At 47.9% G+C, this 20,283-nt stretch carries 14 protein-coding genes and 1 pseudogene; all 15 read right to left on the bottom strand.

All coding sequences use genetic code 11. The features are described from left to right. Positions 1 to 302: GDP-mannose 4,6-dehydratase (locus I2D57_RS07895; protein ID WP_195362084.1), on the bottom strand; the 302-nt coding region annotated here is incomplete at its 3' end. Positions 303 to 377: 75 nt separating this feature from the next. Then, the gene (locus I2D57_RS07900; RefSeq protein ID WP_195362085.1) at positions 378 to 1,352 is read right to left on the bottom strand and encodes a hypothetical protein; all 975 of its coding nucleotides are present in this window, start codon (positions 1,350 to 1,352) and stop codon (positions 378 to 380) included. A gap of 9 nt (positions 1,353 to 1,361) precedes the next feature. Then, positions 1,362 to 1,799: a DUF4869 domain-containing protein gene (locus I2D57_RS07905; RefSeq protein WP_195362086.1), complete on the bottom strand. Its 438-nt coding sequence runs from the start codon at positions 1,797 to 1,799 to the stop codon at positions 1,362 to 1,364. Positions 1,800 to 1,894: 95 nt separating this feature from the next. Further along, entirely contained in the window at positions 1,895 to 2,794 is a 900-nt protein-coding gene (gene rfbA, locus I2D57_RS07910; protein WP_195362087.1) for a glucose-1-phosphate thymidylyltransferase RfbA, read from the bottom strand. A 110-nt stretch (positions 2,795 to 2,904) separates the two neighbouring features. Next, positions 2,905 to 5,181: a glycosyltransferase gene (locus I2D57_RS07915; RefSeq protein ID WP_195362088.1), complete on the bottom strand. Its 2,277-nt coding sequence runs from the start codon at positions 5,179 to 5,181 to the stop codon at positions 2,905 to 2,907. 13 nt (positions 5,182 to 5,194) lie between these two features. Then, positions 5,195 to 6,673: a DUF2142 domain-containing protein gene (locus tag I2D57_RS07920; protein ID WP_195362089.1), complete on the bottom strand. Its 1,479-nt coding sequence runs from the start codon at positions 6,671 to 6,673 to the stop codon at positions 5,195 to 5,197. A 55-nt stretch (positions 6,674 to 6,728) separates the two neighbouring features. Next, positions 6,729 to 7,523: a glycosyltransferase family A protein gene (locus tag I2D57_RS07925; RefSeq protein WP_082222967.1), complete on the bottom strand. Its 795-nt coding sequence runs from the start codon at positions 7,521 to 7,523 to the stop codon at positions 6,729 to 6,731. A gap of 4 nt (positions 7,524 to 7,527) precedes the next feature. Beyond that, complete coding sequence (locus I2D57_RS07930; protein ID WP_082222966.1) at positions 7,528 to 7,878, bottom strand: DUF2304 domain-containing protein; 351 nt, start codon at positions 7,876 to 7,878, stop codon at positions 7,528 to 7,530. Between the two features lie 11 nt (positions 7,879 to 7,889). Then, a complete protein-coding gene (locus tag I2D57_RS07935; RefSeq protein ID WP_082222965.1) occupies positions 7,890 to 8,585 on the bottom strand; it encodes a glycosyltransferase family 2 protein in 696 nt (231 codons plus the stop codon). 77 nt (positions 8,586 to 8,662) lie between these two features. After that, entirely contained in the window at positions 8,663 to 9,937 is a 1,275-nt protein-coding gene (locus I2D57_RS07940; protein ID WP_138341626.1) for a lipopolysaccharide biosynthesis protein, read from the bottom strand. A gap of 21 nt (positions 9,938 to 9,958) precedes the next feature. Next, positions 9,959 to 10,885 (bottom strand): glycosyltransferase family 2 protein, encoded by a 927-nt coding sequence (locus I2D57_RS07945; RefSeq protein ID WP_006236225.1) that lies wholly within the window; start codon positions 10,883 to 10,885, stop codon positions 9,959 to 9,961. A gap of 4 nt (positions 10,886 to 10,889) precedes the next feature. Beyond that, complete coding sequence (locus I2D57_RS07950) at positions 10,890 to 11,867, bottom strand: glycosyltransferase family 8 protein (protein WP_229055699.1); 978 nt, start codon at positions 11,865 to 11,867, stop codon at positions 10,890 to 10,892. Positions 11,868 to 12,083: 216 nt separating this feature from the next. Further along, the gene (locus tag I2D57_RS07955; RefSeq protein ID WP_195362091.1) at positions 12,084 to 15,251 is read right to left on the bottom strand and encodes a hypothetical protein; all 3,168 of its coding nucleotides are present in this window, start codon (positions 15,249 to 15,251) and stop codon (positions 12,084 to 12,086) included. Between the two features lie 185 nt (positions 15,252 to 15,436). Further along, positions 15,437 to 18,472 (bottom strand): L,D-transpeptidase family protein, encoded by a 3,036-nt coding sequence (locus I2D57_RS07960; RefSeq protein ID WP_195362092.1) that lies wholly within the window; start codon positions 18,470 to 18,472, stop codon positions 15,437 to 15,439. Positions 18,473 to 18,650: 178 nt separating this feature from the next. After that, positions 18,651 to 20,283 (bottom strand): annotated as a pseudogene (locus tag I2D57_RS07965) (hypothetical protein); the annotation flags it as partial.

Here is a 20,283-nt window from a genome sequence, read left to right on the forward strand (position 1 = left end):
AAGGGCTCCGGGTCGGCGATGGAGTTGTCGTTGTGGCTCTCGGCGGCGTAGTGCACGATGGCGTCGTGGCCGGGGACCAACTCATCGAGCAACGCGGCGTCGCAGATGTCGCCCACGACGAGCTCGACCCTGTCCTCGGGCAGCCCGGCGATGTTCTCGGGGTTGCCGGCGTAGGTCAGCTTGTCCAGGACGGTGACGTGTACCTCGGGGTGGTTGTCCACGACGTAGTGCACGAAGTTGCTGCCGATGAAGCCGCAGCCGCCCGTGACGATGATGTTCTTGGGTTCAAAAATCTCAGACATGAAAATCCAATCTGAAGCATGTACAGCTTCTTTAGTATGCCGCAGGAAGTGATGCCGCGACACTATTCAACAAAACTATCGGACATTTCGGCACGCGATAAGAGCCATAACCTTCGCAGAATTACTTCCCCTACAAAACGCCTCCGGAATGCAGTCTTTGTCGTACCGGAAGACCGAATTCCCAGTTTTATCGCGTAAGTACTTATAGAAGAAGTCCTCCCAGCTTTTAAACTTCTCACTGTCTGCAAACGCTTCCGGCTCTTGCAGAACTGCTTTGGCATCTAGCCCTGAAATTACGCCGGAGCTCAGCAGAAGCCACTCGAATGACTCGGGAAGACAAACCGTAACAGTATCGCGGTGAATGTCTTGCAGCTTAAGGACGCGGTCCGCATAGCACCCAAATGCTGCTCCGTCCGCGACAACAAACACGCGATCGTCGAGATGCTGATCCAACCAGCCCAAAATCGCGCTGTTCGTCATGGCCGAAGCGCAGGTAAGCTCACTGTCAGCGAAATGCCGTTCAAAGAACTGGAAACCAGACTTACTGTCCTCGCATAGAAGGATAGAAAAGTCCTGTTTTGGCGCCGACCGGGAAATAGCATAACGATGATTCCCGCGATCTTGATAAACAGGGACGAAAGAATGGTATTTTCCGCTCGTCTTAATCCTGTAAATCTCATCCACGCTATACGGAAGATTGGGGAAATCAGCCCTTGAGATCAGCACGAAATAATTCGAGGAATACAGCACATGATGGGCAAACTCATCAGAATGGATCTCTTTAAAGCCCTCATCGACAAATACAATCGAGTCATGAACGGACGAAAGCTGGTTTCGCCAATCATAATCGGTCAGGGCGACACAGGGACAATCGCATTGCAAGGAGACACCCGACTGCTCGCCCGTTCGCATGTAGTCTGCGACCATGTCAAAGAGTGTCGTCTTACCCGTGCCGCTATCGCCACGCACGATAGTGATGTTCCGCTTGATGGTAAATGTGTACTTGGTTCCCCTACGGCGGGAAATCTTAACAAGATGCGAACCGTTCATAAGCAGCACCTACAGATACGGAATCGACTCGTGAATCAATTCGGCCATGTTATGAACGATTCGGCCGCTGTTCACGACTTTGATTTTAAAATCCTCGCGGCCAAAGTCCATCACATGATAGAGATTCACAACGAGCTTGCGGTCTTTCGCCATGTCGAGAACCCACTTGGCACAGTTGTCACCACAGGTAGAAGCGTTAAAAATATGCTTACGATCAAATCTCATAAGCAGCAGCGTTTTCACGCCACCAGAAAGCTGGAGTGGGGAGATGGATCCAAGCACAGGGCTTTCGATGACGTTTTCGGAGACAACAACCGATCGATCGACATCTTTAATTATCGAGACTGCACAGGGATCCGTAATCCAAGAAGACCGGTAAGAGTTTTTGAAATATGTCGCTGTGTTGTAAATCGCTTCTGGCATATCGCCAAAGTAGACGCTTAACACATCCACTCCCAATCATATTATCTTTATGGTCAACGTAATCATAACGAAAGGGGCCACCAGATAAACGGTGGCCCCTAAAAGAAAACAAGCTGGCGCTAGTACTCGCGCGGGCTGTTGACGATCTCGCCGGCGGCGACCTTCTTGAGGTGCTGGCCGTAGACCGACTTGCCGTAGGCCTTGGCGGCCTCCTCGAGCTCGGCGGTGGTGATCCAGCCGTTCTCCCAGGCGATCTCCTCGGGGACAGACACGGGCAGGTCCTGGGAGTGCTCCACGGCGCGGACGAACTCCGCGGCCTCGTGCAGGCTCTCCATGGTGCCGGTGTCGAGCCACGCGTACCCGCGGCCCAGCGTCACGACGGACAGCGTCCCCTCCTCCAGGTACATCTGGTTGAGCGTGGTGATCTCCAGCTCGCCTCGGGCGGAGGGCTCCACCCTATGCGCCTTGGCGGCCACGTCGCCCGGGTAGAAGTACAGGCCGGTGACGGCGTAGGAGCTCTTGGGCTCGGCGGGCTTCTCCTCGATGGAGACGGCACGGCCCTCCCCGTCGAACTCCACGACGCCGAAGCGCTCGGGGTCGTCCACGTGGTAGCCGAAGACCGTGGCGCGGCCCGACTCGGCGTTCTGGACGGCGCGCGTGAGGTGGCGCGACAGCCCGTTGCCGTAGAAGATGTTGTCGCCGAGCACGAGCGCGCAAGGCTCGCCGGCGATGAACCCCTCGCCGATGGTGAAGGCCTGCGCGAGGCCGTCGGGGCTCGGCTGCTCGGCGTAGGAGAGGTTGACGCCGTAGCGCGAGCCGTCCCCGAGCAGGCGCTCGAAGTTGGGCAGGTCCGTCGGCGTGGAGATGACCAGGATGTCCCGGATGCCCGCCAGCATGAGGGTGGACAGCGGGTAGTAGATCATGGGCTTGTCGTAGACCGGAAGCAGCTGCTTGGAGGTCACGAGCGTGAGCGGGTACAGGCGCGTGCCGGACCCGCCGGCGAGGATGATGCCTTTCATAACATAACTCCTTAAAAAATAAAGCAGCCAGACATTGCATGCTTGCGGCAACGTTAACTTAAAGGTCTACGTTGCCGCAAGTATGCATCCATCACATTAAAACTATAGTATCAGTCATATAGGCGAACGACTCTATCCGTCAGTTTTGACCAGTCCCTCTCCTCCGCAGTCTTCAATCCCCCGTCATACAGCGTCTTACGAAGACCGTGATCATTAACGATGCGATTAATGCAGCTCACCGCAGCATCAATATCTCCCCGGTCATAAAGCAAGCAATTCAATCCGTCGCGAAGGAACTCTGCATTACCTCCATTGGGAACAGCAACAACAAAGCCGCCGGTCGCCATCATCTCCAGCGGGGGATATGAAAAACTTTCGAGAATGCTTGTCTTCAATAAAATATGACACTGGTTATAGATGTCTGATATTTGATCATGCGGTACTCTACCGAGGAAATTATCAATACGGTACCAAGGCTTCTTTTTACCAGTGTAGTTCATGTACCAAATCTCATATCTTTCAGAGTCAAGCCTTTCCACTACCCTGAAAGCTTCATCAACATTTTTATAATCAGAACCGCAATCCCCCTCAATTAGAATCCTAATTTTGGGCAAAGAAAAATCGCGCACAGAATGAGGGAACGCAGCAAGGTCAAGTCCGTTTGGCACAGACTTACAATCCTGACCGAACCTGTCCTGAAGCCATTCCTCACACCAGGACGAAATTGTCAAATAGTCAATATCATTATTCAAATACGTGGCATTTGCTTGAAGGCGCAGTCTATCTCCTGGAAGATAAAAATCGGTCTCCAGATTCTGGACCAAGTACTTTTTCTTACCAATACGTGGATAGCGCCTAACAAAATCAAGAGTGTCCCAAAGGGTTGCAACTGCGGTATCAATTGCACCCGACAAAGGACATTTATCGAGCTTACCGCTAGGAACGACACGATTAAGAACAGGAATACGATGTCCGAAAACTTCAAGCCACTTTGTTGAATCATCAGTATTAAGCAACAATACATCAACGCCAGCGTCTTGGAGAATGCACAGATGCCTAAGGGCGACTAAGACACCACCGCTAGTATTCACGCTCGGCATGACCATTGCGAGATTGGGAGATTGTTCTTTTACAATAATATCTCGGATTGCTTTAGCAGCCGAAACAGTAGTGCAGTGCTCATGGCAGTATAAATATGCAGATTCGCCGACGCTCTTCCTAAGATCAGAATCTAATATCAGACGATTGAGGGCAGCACACCAGTCCTCAACACAATCGCAGAGAAATCCAGTAACGCCATCCTGAATCATCTTCTTAAAGGCGCCAACATTGCTAGCAACCGTAGGAACCTTAACAAGCGATGATTCAATCCATTTATTCTCGGATTTAGCTCGATTGAATAGAGTATTCTCCAAAGGAGCGATATTGATATCACAGGAAGCTATATAATTTGGAAGCCGACGCCAATCGCAAAATGGGAACGTGACAATACGTTCAGAAAATGGCATCAAGTCATCAGGAACATCGAGTTCCCCGCCCACCATCAGGGTGACGTTGTGATGAGTCTCCATTACCTTAGATAATGCTGGGAGCACTGAATTGAAATCTGCATTATGGGTAATGCTTCCGCTAAAATAGCCGATTCTGATTTCCTGAGTTTTCTGTTTTTCATCCCTTCGCTCAACCGCTCGCTTATAGGGAACCCTATCCTCGGGCAAGACGCTTGAGCTTTGCAAGCTGGGGAGTACATCTCGACGATAGATAGCAATATTCGAATAATCAATCATCGATTCAGATGCTACATTTCTATTTATATAGACCCTGGGAACATATTTTTTTAGTTCTTCCGCCATACCCTCAGTAGTAGTGATAGCGCAATCGCAAAGCTTCAGTGTTTCACCCATTCGCCTGACTCCATCGTCATAGCAAGACTTATCATGAGCAGTCATTGCATTAACGAACGGAATAGAATCGGTATAAGCAGTGTCGATAACCAAATCATCAATGTCATAAATAACACGCTTATTGAGTTTTTTTGCCTGCCTAATTAAAGATTCAACTTCATCACTTAGGGGACAACGGAAAATAATAAAAGTACGCGCATGCCTAAGAATATCCTTTTCCATCTCCCAGGCATTAACCTTTTGGACCGTTAAGCCGGCAGCCTCAAGTTCCTCAATCTGATGATCGACACGGTACCTAATAGGATGCGGAACGGAATAATCACATCCATTAATAAAAATAACATCAAAAAAAGAATTGTCTTGGCGAGAGCCAAAATCAAATCGAGGCCTATGCATTGAGAGTACATGGGAGACCTTCTTGGGGACGTTATAAAAGCCCTCTTCTTTAACGGTGTAACCAATGCCCTCAAGAAGGTTCAACATGAAACACTAACTCCTAAAACGCAGAAAGAATTGAAATAAAGTCAACAAATAGAATAGTACTCATTATTAATGAAGAAACAAGCAAGACATGTCCTTCAGAACTTGATTTTATCGGTCGCAAGATATTCAACAGAACCGGAAGGACCAGTGGGAATAAATATCGTCCTTGGACCCCCATGATAATATCTTCACGCTTATCAACAGTAAGAGTCCAGTTCCTCATCGTCATAACAATCAGGAAGAAATTGACGAATACAACAGCAATCATTACAAAGCGATCCGTACTGCAGAATAATTTTTTATTATTCTCATCGTTATAAAACAGAACAACGGACTGAAGAATGATGTAAAGCCAAAAACAAAATGGCCAAACATTAATCGAAAGAGCGCCAAGATTGTAACCTGCATAGGATTGAAACCAGAATGGCCCCATCTCCCAAATAGACTTAATAAAGACCTTTGCGCAATGCAGCGGCGCTCGCATCAAATCAAAAGAATCTGGCATGAAACTACCATGATAAAGAGACACGAACGCACAGCTCGCAACAAAAGCTATCGCAAAGAAGGAAAAGATGAACTTTATATAGCTGTCTGTTCCTTTAAGTTTTTTCCAGTGAATAAGATTCAAGAGTACCAATGGGAAAAACATTATCTTTGAAAGAAGCAGTAAAACGGATAGCAGTATTAACGCCAGCAGAGATCGATATGAGTACAACGAGTCCGCATAAATCTTAACAACTACAGCAACGTACAAAATGGCAACAATGTTTGCGACAGAATCAGCCGAAACAGACGCTTCCTGCTGCAATAAAATGGGATTTAGTAAAAAAATCAAAACAGCATTTTTACCAACTGGCATCAGTTTGATTATCCAATAAGCCGCGAAGCAATATATTAATCCAGCGCACACGCGCGAAACTGAAAGGGCCACAAAGGCATTGAAACCCGTTTGCTGCGCAAATCCTAGAATTACTCCCGGAATTAAATAAAGATGAGGGTAATAGCTCCCCAAATACGTATGGCACACAAAGACGCTAGACCAATCGGTAGGCTGAGTCATTGCATTAAAATAATCTGCGTACGATGAAGGAAACTGACCCAATTGGAAGCAAGAGACAACATCAAAGCCATTGCCGTTACGAGACAATAAGGCGGCCGCCTGCCAAATATGAGAAGCCTCGTCTGGAACATTAGCGGGCAGCATGAAAAGGCCAAAAGCAGTTACAGCGGGCACACCAATCACCACAAAGCAAATTGCGGGATTGTGCTGCTCTTTAATTAATAATAGGACACCAACGAACAAGCAGGCGATTAAGGGCAGAGCCGAGAGCCATAGCCCAGGCAATCCGATAGCGCTGGCTTTAAAGGCGCAATAGTAGAAAAATCCCAAGCAAAGAGAGAGTGCAGCTATAAGTGGATAAACGATAAACGTCAGAGCTTTTCGATAACTATCAGATAGTTTCAGATGACCAGTAAAGGTATCTAGATTCATAACTCTACAACTCCGTCTCGATAAATGTTCAACTTACGCCGGCATTGTTGCAGCGTCATAAAGAATTGCTTCTCATGCTAAGCGAATACAGGCTACAGACTATTGGAGCAAACCACTTGGGCCAGAATTTTTGAAGCATAGTTTCATCCTCCGACCTCCTTGTATCATCTTTAATCAACGCCGTGGTCTCAGAGCCTTCATGAATTCGATGAAACATTAAAACCTCGGGAGAATAAACGAAAGATCCGTCGATTTTCGAGAATCTTTCCCATGCCTCCCAGTCCAAGTCACATTTCATGTCTGTCATAAATAACGGTGTCTGTAAGATGCTTAGATTAAATGTCACAGAAGGACAGCAGATGGCGGAACCGAACCTCAGGATATCCCTTTTATCCTTAACCGATGAAAGAGCGCCGTGGCGAGCAAACTTACGAAGTAAAATTCTCTTAATTTTCAGAATAAGGAGGTTTTCTTCATATACGCCATTTCTTATCTCACCATAATTAGAAAAGAAGATTAAAGGTCGATCCGCTTCTTTCATAGCCCGCAGCATAGTTTCCGTATAACTAGAGCTATAGATATCATCCTGATGAGCTATAGTCACAAGCTTTGTATTTGAATTCGCAATAGCACAATTCCAGTCATGAGATATGCTAGGCGACCCCTCGTTAACAATTACCGGAATCGAATAATTAGACGCTATACGATCAATATAGGAATTAGGAGTTGACGTCGATATAAGGATATTACTTCGGGTGCTTTGGTTCACTAAAGAATCTAAACAGTCAGACAAGTACGGAGACTCGCCGTATGCGCACAATACAAATGTATGATCTTTTGCCAAGCACATGGCATTACTCCCTATTTTTTGATTCAAGCTCTTTTTCAAGCAATGCAATTCGTTGAGTTAAGTTAGCAATTGCAGAAGATTGTTTACTTGACAGACATGCCATAGAAAGAACAATGCATATCAAAAATAAAAACCCTAAGACAAAAACAAAATTGGCTGGAGTCTGAAAACCAAATAAACTTGAAATGAAGTAAAGAGGTTGCGGAAAGAGGCCGCATACCAACAAAACCAATGCAAGAACAATCCAAAGAAGTGAATACTTGAGCTGAAGGCTATCCTTTAATACAAGACGCAGCACAAAACAAAGCAAAACTAAACAAGCAGTAATGACACCAAACTGTAAGGAAATATGCATAACAACCCGTCCTAATTCGAGAATGAAGAGATGATAATCGCCAAAGTAACCTTTATCATGTAATAAATGCTACTAAAACCAGAAATTGACGACTTTCCCCCCTGTCGTTCTTTCATTACGACAGGCACTTCTGTAACGCGAAGGCCCTTAACCATAGCCGCAACAGCAGAATCCGGCTCCGGATAGTCTACGGGATATTTTTTACAGAACAGATCTATGGCCTTAGATCCACATGCGCGAAAACCAGAAGTGGGGTCGCTAACACGAACGTGAGTTGTAAGATGAATTACCGCAGAGAGCCATCTAATTCCAAGACGCCTCAAGAAGGTTGACTTGAAGCCTTCAGATTCCTCAAGAAATCGCGATCCGATAACTAAATCAGACCCATTATTTATTTCATCAAGCAAGCGCGATATGTAATGGGCGTCATGCTGCCCATCACCATCAACTTGGATGTCTACATCATAGCCAAAGCGTTTGGCATATTTGTGTCCGGCTTGAACCGCGCCTCCAATGCCAAGATTCTGCGGTAAATCCAGGACATTAACCCCCGCATCGCGACAAACACGCAAAGTGTCATCAGTGGAGCCATCGTTAATAACTACATAATCGTATCCAGCTTCCTCCACAGAAGAAACCGTATCTAAAATGTTCGCCTCTTCATTAAAAGCTGGGATGATAACCAGCGCTCTTAATTCATGCATCATCTGAATCCTCAGTACAGAATATCAATCAAACAGCCCAAGTCGAACTGAAAAACCCTATCGAAACAAGGAGAGCGAATTTACAGTTCGGATGTGACAGATTGCTTCGCCTTCCGATTTAATAGGTTAATTATACAAAGGAAGGAAAATAATAATCCAAAACCGTATGCCACCAAGATAATGATATTGATGACATTTGCATCAGAAGCAAATACCGGATTCACAAAACAATAACGAGAAAGAAACACGGCCAACGCTAACGAAGCGGCACCAGAAATCGTGCCAATAATCGGTTTCCCAAATGCAATAAAGACATCAATAGTGAAAAAGTTCAAACCAGTGAATGCGGTAGCAACGAGTGCCAACGGAAGATAATCTGAGTGAAGGCCAACTTCTTTGCCATAAATAGCAGTAAGCACAGGTTCGCCTATGAAAGCACTAGCCATGGCACACATCGCCGTCAAAACGAATACGGAAACGAGCATCTTAATAAATACTAAGCGTAATCGGTGAGTTTCGTTTTCTCGCCACATTGCCGAAATAGGTCCAAGCAGGGGGGCATATAGATAAGATACGAGAGCCTGAATTACGGCAGTCGGAGTGGCAACGGCGGCATAAAAACCCAACGCCTCATTTCCATAGGAAAGGCCATAGAACTGTCTTGTTACGCTAACAACAGCCGTGCACGCAAGAGATGCAACAAAACCGGGAAAGCAGATACGCGACAATTTGATAAGGGAAGTAAAATCAAAATCAGGTATAACGGCACAAAACCGTTTTGTCATTCTAAAATCATATGTAAGCACAACAGCTATGGTAACAAAAGCCATTGAAGCAACGGCTATTACCAAGTTATCAAATAGCAACAAGCACAACGAAAAGGAGACTAGAACTCCTACGCCACGAACTATTTGAGAGATAGCCGCAATGTCCAATCTGTTGTTTACCTGATCCACACCGTGAAGAACATCGACAAATGAATCACCAGCTTTAAATAGGCAATAAACAGCAACAACTGCCCAATCGTTGAATGCAACAGAGACTAAACAATAGAAGAAGCAAATTACACAGGCAAGTATTGTTGCAACGATTCTATGAGCGATAAAATTCCCAGTCGTAAAATCAGAATAGCTCTCAGAAACCTGAACGGGGCGCGCTCTAAGCAAAACAATGGTCGCAAAAATATTACCAACAGACATAGCCACAGCAAGGCTACCAGACATGCTAATGTCGGAACCAAGTGTCACCACAAGAACAGTAATCAGCCAGTTGCAAATCAAATACGCCATCGAGCCGACGCTGTTCCAAACAAGACTCTGCTCAACAGAGAGTTCTTTCGTTTTTCTATTAGACACAATCACTCCAGCAGTGGATCATCAGGCCTTGTTGAATAAAAACAAAACGCGAAGAAGTAAATCAGAAATCAAAGTAGGTCGCAGACGCTTTGGGAAAAATGCTTTCCTAAGTCTTGAAATAATCCCATCATCATTGGTGAAAATATCAAGCTCATGTTTCTGCTCAAAACTAAGCTCATCATAAAACACCGCAGAAAAATGGCTTAACTTTTTACTCTCATCTTTCGATCTATCACCAAATAGCTCGTCCTTAAAATAGGTCTTTAAAAGATCAAAATAACGATTATCTCCAGACGTGACCGCAGAGGAATGACGAACATGTGAAGCCGTACAGACGGAATCAAACAATACCTTTCCAAATGCCGAAGCACACCGAATCAGCCAGCGATCATGCATTTCATTCCCTGGATCTACCTCAAGAATAAAGGCCCTGCAGGCAAGGCGATTAAATACTATCGTGAAGCCTAGTCCGGGAGTATAAAACAAGGTGTTATGAAAAGAGAGGTACTTGTCCTGCGGAGCCGACTCGCGTATCGTCTCGCCATCTTCGTTTACATATGAAAAGGAAGAAAAGTAGACAGTCGGCACCTTGTCTCCACTATTTTCAATTGCCCTGACTGCCCGTTCAATTTTATCGGTCTTCCAAATATCATCCTGATCGGCAAATGCATAGTAGTCATATTCGGGAACCCGTTTGATAATTTCATAAAAACTATTTGGGCACCCAAGATTACCGATTGAATCTTGAATTAAATGAATGCTGGAGTTTGACCGACAGTACCATTGTGCAATTTCAACAGTTTCATCCGTTGAACCATCATCACGAATATAGACGGAGCAATTAGGCCAAGTTTGCTCCAAGATACTATCAAGCTGTTTGGCCAAATACTTTCCGCCGTTATATGTGGGTAAAACAATGCAAACAGACTTGTCTTTGATTTTATCCATAATCCTATTTATTTCTTTGCGAGGCACGATATTTAAGAAATGCGGGAATCAACCCGCTGATCACTTTATAACGAAGCTGAGGAAAAGGCCTGGTTAGGAAATTAAAAGTCCGCCAAGCAAGAAAATAAACGCCCCAACCATCTTCATCTTTCGCGTCCTTCCAGAACGTTTCTGATAAATAAAAGTGATACTCATTATTGAAGCGATGAGTATTCCCCCGCCGCCATGGCCTCTCTTCGCCGAGATAATGGACAACGATGGGCTTCGATCTTGCGGTATTAAAACTGTTTTCATCCGAAAAGCCCGGCATTAACGAGTTTAAGAATATAAACGGATAGTAGTCAAAGATATTGGAATAATTGAACGCAGGGGATAAACTGCAAATCTTATCTTTAAGTACTGCATTTAGAGCATCTTGATCATTCGCAAACAAGCGTCCTGAGCGGCGCTCGCAATAATCCAATAATTGATCTTCGCAACAAGTTGATCTCCATTGCTTTAAATCAACGAGCAACACGCCAGCATTGTGGTACAGACAGCCATTTAAGTCTAAATCATTAAGTCGAGATGGGCCGACCGTTGGCTCGGGAACCATTCCAACCACGCAACCCTTAAGATCTTGATTCCAAAGAAGAGCAATATCCCCAAGAACAATCGTATCGCCATCGAGGTAAATAACTCTTTCGATCTCATTAGGTAGAAAATGTGCCATCAAAAGCCTAGCAAGAACTATTTCATTCCATCCCGATGTATCAAAATCAAACCCGAGAGCATCTTTGAAGTTCGAAATATCATAAAATACAAGGTTTTGGTTGTATTCGGTCACCATCTCCTGGAGCAAACGCTGGTTATCCTCTGTAATGCCATTAGAGAAGACATGAAAAGTAATGTCTTGAATACCGGAATGATTTGAAACAACCGAGCAAATATTGGCGGCCAACTGTGGGACAAAATTGTTATCAACCGTATAAAGCAAATTCATGATTACCAAACTTCACCTTAATTCACCCAATAGAAATTAATGATGACGACTTAATTAAAGAGGCCGAAACGAAATCCTTACACAAAGGATAAAGTCTAGCACGGTTTGTCTCTTTCAAATAACTTGCAACTAAGGAGGGTGAATTGAGGGGACTACAACCCCATCAATTCACCCCCACTTCATTAGCGTTGGTATATAGGCAAATTGGATCTATATTTAGCTTTTCTCAACCAGCCTAACCTCAAGCGCTTCTAGATGCAGAGCCTCACCAGTTGTACCGGCACACTCGCCCGATTTAACCCAGTCTAGCCAACCTTTGCTTTGAACGTGTGCCCTATAGACAACGTCATAATGCTTGGCAAGATCTCCCGTCAGTTTTATTTCAACAGCCTCAACAGCAAGAGACTTCCCCGTAGTACCGGCAACCTTTCCATTTTTGACCCACTTTTGCCAGCCGATATTTTGAACGTGAGCTCGATACTCGATGCCGCCGGAATACCCTAGGTCAGGCTTGCTAATCGTCAACGCCTCAACAGCAAGATTTCGGCCAGTTGTGCCAACGGTCATGCCTTCGTAAACAGGCGACTGCCAACCAAGGTTTGAAACATGTGCCTTGATTGAAAACGCTCTCTGAATAGAGGGCTGACTCGTATCCCCAGGAGCGGGCGAACCCTTTTCGACCAAAACGACCTGAAATGCCTCTAGCCTCAAAACGAAACCGGTCGTTCCGGCAACTTGATCATTGCAGGCCCAACCGAGCCATCCCTTATCCTGAACGTGAGCTCGATAATAAACGTCATAGTGATTGGCCATCTCACCAGTCAGGCGAATCTGAATAGCCTGGACAGACTTGCTCTGGCCCGTAGTACCAGAAACTTTCCCCTCCTTCACATAGCCCTGCCAGCCATAATCGGAAACATGTGTCCTGTACTCCAATGCACCATCATAGGGAGCATTCTGCAGATTGAGAGTAATAGCCTCGACGGCTTTTGACTGCCCAACGGTACCGGAAGCATTTCCACCCTTAGAGGCCGATTGCCAGCCGTCATTTGAAACATGCGAAGTTGCCAAGACGTCAAGAGGGCCTCGTGACTCCTTAACAACATCATAGCCCGACTCGCCCTTCTTGAAATAAGTCAGAGCACCGCTATTGTGCGAATAGATAGCAAAGTCGTAATTTGCCGAAGCAAGTATGGAATCCGAAAACTCTACGAGATAGCAAGAGTCTCCCTGTTTGCAAAGGGATCTGATAGCAGCATCCGTGTCTTCGGTAATCGGAGAAGCAAACCAATCCATAATGGAATAATCGATGACGGCACCCGGCTTCAAGGCCTCGGCCTTTGTGGAATTCCAAAGTCCACCAGCAGCATCGGCACTGGCCGAGTTATACGTACTAGACCCATAACCAGACAGACCGATCTCCGGATTAAAGAAGAGGATCAGCTCTGCAGCGACGGAAGAATCGACATCGGTAATGCCAAGACGGTCAAGCTGTTCCTGCTTTTGGGGATACATACCCGTCGGTGTGTTTGGATGCCCCTTGTAATAATACAAATAGTCATCGCCATAGATAACTTCGGTCAAGTTGGCATAGTCGTCAAAATTCTGCTCGTAAGAAACGTACGTTCCAAGCAGCATCATTACCTTTTTGCCCTGCTGAGTCGCCGCATCAAAATAGCCATCGTTAAAGTTGTACAGCGCCTTAAACGCTTGGACTGTATCCTCTCCCCTATTCTGCAGGCTCGTAAGCATGCCCGAAACATTCACCTTCTTAACGCCGGGATCGGACGCGATCTTATTCGCAAAGGCATTATCGTCACCACTCGTAAACAGATTCGTTTGAGTCATCCACCACTGAGTGCCAGGCTCAATACTCAGCACGGCATACATAGAATCCCAGTGATCGTGATAATCGCTATACGACTTTGAGACCTCACCGGTTTCGTATTCCTTATTCTTGGCGGCGTTCCATAAAGTAATCAGCTCCGCTTGCTTAGAATCTGGATCCTTAACGTCAAAGGCTTCGTTGGTAAAGACATACGTGGCGGATCCATCGGACAACAGCCGAATGGAGTATTGGCCTGCGGGAATCTTGTTGGCGTAAATCATCCTATGGATCAACGAACAGGTGATGTCATTGATATACAGATTGAACTTTGCCTTGGGATTGATCTTGTAGAGAGCAGCGACATAATCCGCGAACGCCTGATAGCTCGAACTAGAAGCATTCTCCTCATGAGTCAGATACGGAAGACCGTACATCCCGGATGGAAGCGAGTTCCAGTTATAGGCACTTGGACGATCGAGCATTACAATTGACGGAACGGTCGTTCCAGCAGAAGAGGTACTGATATCCCAGAAAGATAGCGAATAGAGAACAACGGGGAAAGAAGCACTCAAAGGGGCAAGGTTGTACTCACTCGCAGAAATGCCAATTGACTGATGGTCCTCTTGAACGATGTTTCCGTTCTTCAAATACTGCAACGTAACGTCAAACGGACCATAATCGCTAAATTCAATTTCACTGGAGCTAGAGCCCAGATCTCCGAGTGCAATCGTGCTTGAGACGGAACGGGTGACCCTCCCTCCATACGACATGGAGCCTGCCACCTTTATCGAATCAGCGATCCCGAGTCGTTTTATATCCTCGATCTGCGGAATATTCAGGGTTACTTTAGTCGTCTCCCCAACCTGAGAAAGAGAGCAATTAAAGACATATGGGACATAGGCACCAGCAGTATCGCCGGGCGCCGCGTCACCCTTTTTTACAATGACGATCTGTATTGCTTCAACGGCATAAGACCAACCGGTGGTTCCCGCAGTCGACCCATTTGAAGTCCATCCAAGCCAGCCGGAATTAGAAGCATGAACGCGATAATACAGGTCATAAGAAGCCGCCCTGTTGCCCGTCAGCTTGAGCTCGACGGCTTCAATCTGAAGGCCCTTTCCCGTTGTGCCGGAGACGGCTCCATTAGAAACCCAATCCTGCCAGCCTTCATTTTGAACATGAGAGCGGTATTCGATACCAAGGTCTTCTGAATTAGGGAGGGAAACCCTGAGTGCTTCAAGCCTACGGGACTGGCCTGTTGTGCCAGAGGTCGAGCCATTCGATGTAAACGTCGGCTCCCAACCAATGCCTGAAATGTGAGATTTATAGCTGACGTCCGGGGCCGCCTCTTTGGGCTCCACGGTAGCATCAATCGAAGGCGCCGTTTCATCGGCTACAGCAGCAGTTTGATCCGAGGGGTCGGATTGGGTCTCTGGAACGGATTCATATTCGTTGGAACCAACATTTTGATCTGCCCAACAAGCCAAAGGGCTCAAAAGCAGCATCGTCATGAAGCAGGAAATCAGAACAATAAATGCTCTAAATTGCCTTTTCAAAAGAATCGCCTCCTAGATAGACGGTCGTCAATAACCATACTATCGGGAGTTAGCTTCATTAATGTCACCAATTAGGTGAACGAAGAAAAAGGAGCCTAATCCAACGGCAAGGGCCCTTTCCTGTTGCCAAGACTACGGCAACAGGAAAGGGCCCTCTAACAAGCTCTCACCGCTTACGGGAATAGTTAGTAGATTACCACCTTGGTAGCAAGGGGCACGTTATCCCAAATCCATTTAGCGCGATCAATGGGCAAACGCACGCAGCCTTGTGAAACATGCATTCCCATTCGGCTGTCCATGGGATTAAAAGTTCCCTGGTAGTACGGTATTGAATGGAACAGATAGTCACCGTAAAACTGCGTGTAGTAGTAGCAGGTATACCCATGTCCAAACGAGTAGCCCTTGCCGGTGACGGTATACTCACCCGTAGGCGTTGGAGTACTAGGGGCGCCGGTAGAGCAAGTCCAGTATTGAGCGTAACTCCACGACCCGCGCTGTCCACGAAAAACTCCAAGGCGGCATGCTTGCCTGTCAACCATAATGAGCCAGCTTGTGCTGCTCGAATATCTATTAGCTCGATTAAGCATAGTCATCATATCTGCCGGCAACAAGGGCTGGTCAGTAAACGGACGCGCAGTAGAACCGGGAGCACCAGCGCCCTTGGGAACAATCTTCACTTGAACAGACTCGACTCTGCAGCCTATCCTAGACGTACCCGCAGGCTGCCCATTTGAGGTCCAGTCGAGCCACCCAAAGTCTTGGCAATATGCTCGATACCAAACATCAAAGTAGTTCGATAAATCACCGGTCAACTTAATCTTAAGAGCCTCGATACGCTTTGCGCAGCCTACTGTGCCAGCGACATTCCCATTGGAAGTCCAACCTTGCCAGCCCACATCCTGTACATGGGCGGAGTACTCAATACCGCCTGATACGCTACTGGAGACATTCAACTTCAGCGCCTCAATAGCAAGCGATCTGCCGGTTGTGCCCGCAACACCACCGTTGCCAACGGGATTCATCCAACCAAGCGTGGCGACATGCGCCTGGAGCGTTAGAGCTGGAGCAGAGATAAATGCGGGCGCAGACGATGAGCCAGGATTCCCGCCCTTCGCGACAAGCTTAATTTGGACAGCTTCTATCTGGATATTTAACCCGGTAGTTCCAGCGGAATCGCCGTTTTTGGCCCAACCCAACCAACCATAACCAGCCGAATGAACTCGATAGTAGATGTCATACTGATTCGCGAGGGGACCATTAATGCGCAGCTCAAGAGCCTGAATGGCCAATCCTTGTCCAACGGTCCCAACATAACCGGCAGACCGCCATTCCTGCCAACCAATATTGGCAACATGAGCTCGTGCCTCAACCAGAGAATCATCATCCACACCGGCCAGCACCACATTCAGAGCTTGAAGCGAAAGCGATTTTCCCGTTGTGCCGGCATCCTGCCCATCTAAAACAGATGGAAACCACCCACGGCTAGCGGAATGGGCCTGATAAACAACATAAGCGCAATCGGCGGAAGTATCGGAAACAAATGCTCCGTCCGTTACTCCGGGAGCGCCACTGCCTTTACTGAAAATCCTTACTTCGACAGCCTTAAGGAATGAACCCGGTATCGTTGCCCCCGCATCCGCGCCATTACACGCCCAGCCAAGCCATCCTTTTTTGGAGTCAAAACACCGGTACCAAACGTCATAGGCATTAGACAAATCACCAGTAAGAGTCAATCTCACGGCCTTCAAAGTACGGCCATCATTTTTAGAATTGAGCGCGGCACCGTCAGAAACAACTCCGCTCCATCCACTAAATTCATAGCAGCCTGAATAACCGATTGAACCTGAAGTCTCTTGATTATCAAACGAAATAGAAAGCGATGTTAAAGGCTCAGAGCCGCTCTCGGAACCCATTAAAATCGTTTTACCCTGCACAGTGCCCAAGCTATTGCCATTAAGGCCATACGAACTGCCACTCAGAACATCCGTAGCTCCAATAAAATGATTCGCTGTATCTCCAGGAGCAGAGCAGCCCTTTTCGACCAACATAACCTGAATACCCTGAATGGCGGCACCCTTCCCCACCGAGCCCGCAGGAGACCCGTTGGACGTCCAGCCCAACCATCCGCCCAATTTGGAAGCATACACACGGTACCAAATGTCGTAAGTTGCAGATATCTCGTCATTGAGCTTAAACTGAACGGACTCAACTGACCGAGACTGCCCGGTCGTGCCAACAGTACCTGAAGACCAGCTTTGCCAACCAATGCCAGAGACGTGCGCGCGAGAGGAAATAGAGCCTCCGTGGCCATACCAATTAACACTAAGCGACAGTGCCTCGATTGCATTTCTTGAGTCAATGACCCCCGATGTCTTTCCGTCCGCGACAACACCCATCCATCCAACATTGGAGATATGAGATCGATAGGAAACAGTAGGCGGTTCCTGGGAATGGTCCCTAAAGGCATCGCCTCGCGCTGGCGCATCTTGAGCATTTTTTGGAAGCACCTTTATCTGAATAGCTTCGATCTGATAAGCATAGCCCTGTGTTCCAGCAGGCTCACCATTTGAGGCCCAGCCAAGCCAACCAACATTTGCAGAATGAACGCGATACCAAATGTCATACGAGTCAGAAAGACCGCCCGACAAAGATAGCTTGATCGCTTCGATGGCTCGCGACTGTCCAACTGTTCCAGATGTCTGCCCGTTACCCACCGGCTGAGGCTCCCAGCCGATCCCGGAAATGTGTGATTGGACCGAAATGCTGTCATTCCCCAAAGGGGTGCCATCTTGTGAAAGCAGATTGATCTTGAGGGCTTCAACGCGCTTAGCACGACCTGTTGTGCCAGCCGTCATTCCATTTGAAACGGGAGCCTGCCAGCCAATATCCTGTACATGAGTCTGGTATGAAACAGAACCAAAGACAGCGGATACATCATTTTCGGGTTTCGGCGAATCAGTCGCATTGGAAGCAGACTCGCTAGAAACGGATGAGGGAGAATCATTGTCTGACACAGTCGGCTGCTCGACTTCAACCCCCTGCTGTTCATCATTTAGGACGAAACTCTCGTCTTCCGAGCTGCTGGCGGCGCTATTGGAATAATCAGTAGACTCCGGCTGCACCGGTAAAGAATCAGCCCAGACAGAAAGGGGCGTCAGAAGACAATGAAGAATCAGTAATGGCGTCATTGCCGTTGCTAGCAGTCGTTGCGTCTTTTTCATTCGACTTCCCCATCAATCGACCATCTTTAGCATCATTATTTATCGTTTCGGCAATTGCTTAAATACCGAAAACGTGAATGGCACTTAAATAGAAACGAACGGACCGTTGCAAAACGACCCGTTCGTTTTTAACCAGAGTAACTGCTAGAACCTGTGCGAAGGCATGACTTTCGATCAGCTATGCAAGCGGCACGTTGTCATACCAACCCCACTTTGGCTTATATGAGGTGGAATAATAATCCAACCAGTACGCCATATCGAGCGTCCTGATCTGACCGACATTATCCATAACCTGGTTATTGCCAATATAGAGACAAACGTGACCGTAAATGCTGCCCATGCGGGTATGCGTATGCGAAGGAACGGCAATGACCATTCCAACTTTCAGCTGAGAATAATCGGTGAATTTACAATAATCCCAGTAGTAATCGCAGGCATCTGTATGGACGTTCCTAAATCCGGCACGCTCGTAGATATCTGCAATCCACTCGGAGCACAATCCCGGGCCAGGAGACGGTACCTGTCGGGCAAGATCAACAATCTTCTTCTGCATAGGATTTGCAAACGCAGAAGGCTGCCCAAGCAAACATGGCGAAACGGTGCTCCCGGGGGCATTGGCGCCCTTCCTTGTAAGTCGAACTTGAACAGCTTGGACATGCGTCCCATAGCCAGTGCTACCGGCAACGGCACCATTTTTAGTCCAACCAAGCCAGCCGACATTATCGACATGGACCCTATACCAAACATCAAAATAGGTTGCTAAGTCACCAGAAAGAGAAATTTTAATAGCCTCAACCGAATTAGATTCAGCGGTAGACGAAAGCTGCTCCCCGTTTGTCTTGCCAGAAGTCCAGCCTACATTCGAAAGATGCAGTTGATAAGCAATCCCGCCGGCAACAGATGAAGTAGTTTTAGCCGAAAACCCGGTGATGGGAATTCCCTGACCGGTCGTACCGGACACCTCTCCGGCAGGGACATAATTCTGCCAAGCACCTTTCACCTGAGCGGAATACGTCACCGTAGGTATTTCAAGATGGGGATAGCCCGATGTATCAGGATGGGAGGTACCCTTCTTAATGAGCTTAATCTGAACAGCCTCGAGAGAGCATGACATACCGGTGGTGCCGGCCTCTTCGCCGTCCTTGGCCCAGGCCATCCAGCCGATGTTGGAGGCGTGCACGCGGTAGTAGACGTCGTAGTCCTTGGCGAGGGAGCCCGTGAGCCTCAGGCGGACGGCCTCGACGGCGCGGCCCTGGCCGGTGGTGCCGCCCTCGGAGGCCGAGGGGGTGTCCCAGCCCTGCCAGCCGATGCCCGAGACGTGGGCGTCGATCTGAACCGCTGACCCGTCCGAGTAGTCGGAGCTGTCGAGCGAGAGCTTGAGGTCCTCGAGGGCGAGGCCGCGGCCGGTGGTGCCGGCGGTCGCCCCGCCGGACACGGCGCCCTGCCAGCCCACGTTGGAGACGTGGGCGCGGTAGGTAAGGGACATGGGCTTCTTCTTGAAGGCGTAGTCGACGTTGGCGCCGTCGGACGAGGGGGCGGCGTCGCCCTTCCTGACGAGCCTGACCTGGACGGCCTCGACGCTCCTGCCGTAGCCGGTGGTACCCGCCTCCTCGCCGTCCTTGGCCCAGGCCATCCAGCCGATGTTGGAGGCGTGGACGCGGTAGTAGACGTCGTAGTCATTCGCAAGGGATCCCGTGAGCCTCAGGCGGACGGCCTCGACGGCGCGGCCCTGGCCGGTGGTGCCGCCCTCGGAGGCCGAGGGGGTGTCCCATCCCTGCCAGCCGATGCCCGAGACGTGGGCGTCGATCTGG

This window comes from Collinsella aerofaciens (assembly GCF_015553355.1).
GTDB lineage: Bacteria > Actinomycetota > Coriobacteriia > Coriobacteriales > Coriobacteriaceae > Collinsella > Collinsella aerofaciens_V.

Coding starts and splice junctions, on each gene's coding strand:
- I2D57_RS07920 (WP_195362089.1), bottom strand. CDS start 6,673: ATGAATCTAGATACCTTTACTGGTCATCTGAAACTATCTGATAGTTAT.
- I2D57_RS07930 (WP_082222966.1), bottom strand. CDS start 7,878: ATGCATATTTCCTTACAGTTTGGTGTCATTACTGCTTGTTTAGTTTTG.
- I2D57_RS07900 (WP_195362085.1), bottom strand. CDS start 1,352: ATGAACGGTTCGCATCTTGTTAAGATTTCCCGCCGTAGGGGAACCAAG.
- I2D57_RS07915 (WP_195362088.1), bottom strand. CDS start 5,181: ATGTTGAACCTTCTTGAGGGCATTGGTTACACCGTTAAAGAAGAGGGC.
- I2D57_RS07960 (WP_195362092.1), bottom strand. CDS start 18,472: ATGAAAAAGACGCAACGACTGCTAGCAACGGCAATGACGCCATTACTG.
- I2D57_RS07945 (WP_006236225.1), bottom strand. CDS start 10,885: ATGGATAAAATCAAAGACAAGTCTGTTTGCATTGTTTTACCCACATAT.
- I2D57_RS07925 (WP_082222967.1), bottom strand. CDS start 7,523: ATGTGCTTGGCAAAAGATCATACATTTGTATTGTGCGCATACGGCGAG.
- I2D57_RS07950 (WP_229055699.1), bottom strand. CDS start 11,867: ATGAATTTGCTTTATACGGTTGATAACAATTTTGTCCCACAGTTGGCC.
- rfbA (WP_195362087.1), bottom strand. CDS start 2,794: ATGAAAGGCATCATCCTCGCCGGCGGGTCCGGCACGCGCCTGTACCCG.
- I2D57_RS07935 (WP_082222965.1), bottom strand. CDS start 8,585: ATGATGCATGAATTAAGAGCGCTGGTTATCATCCCAGCTTTTAATGAA.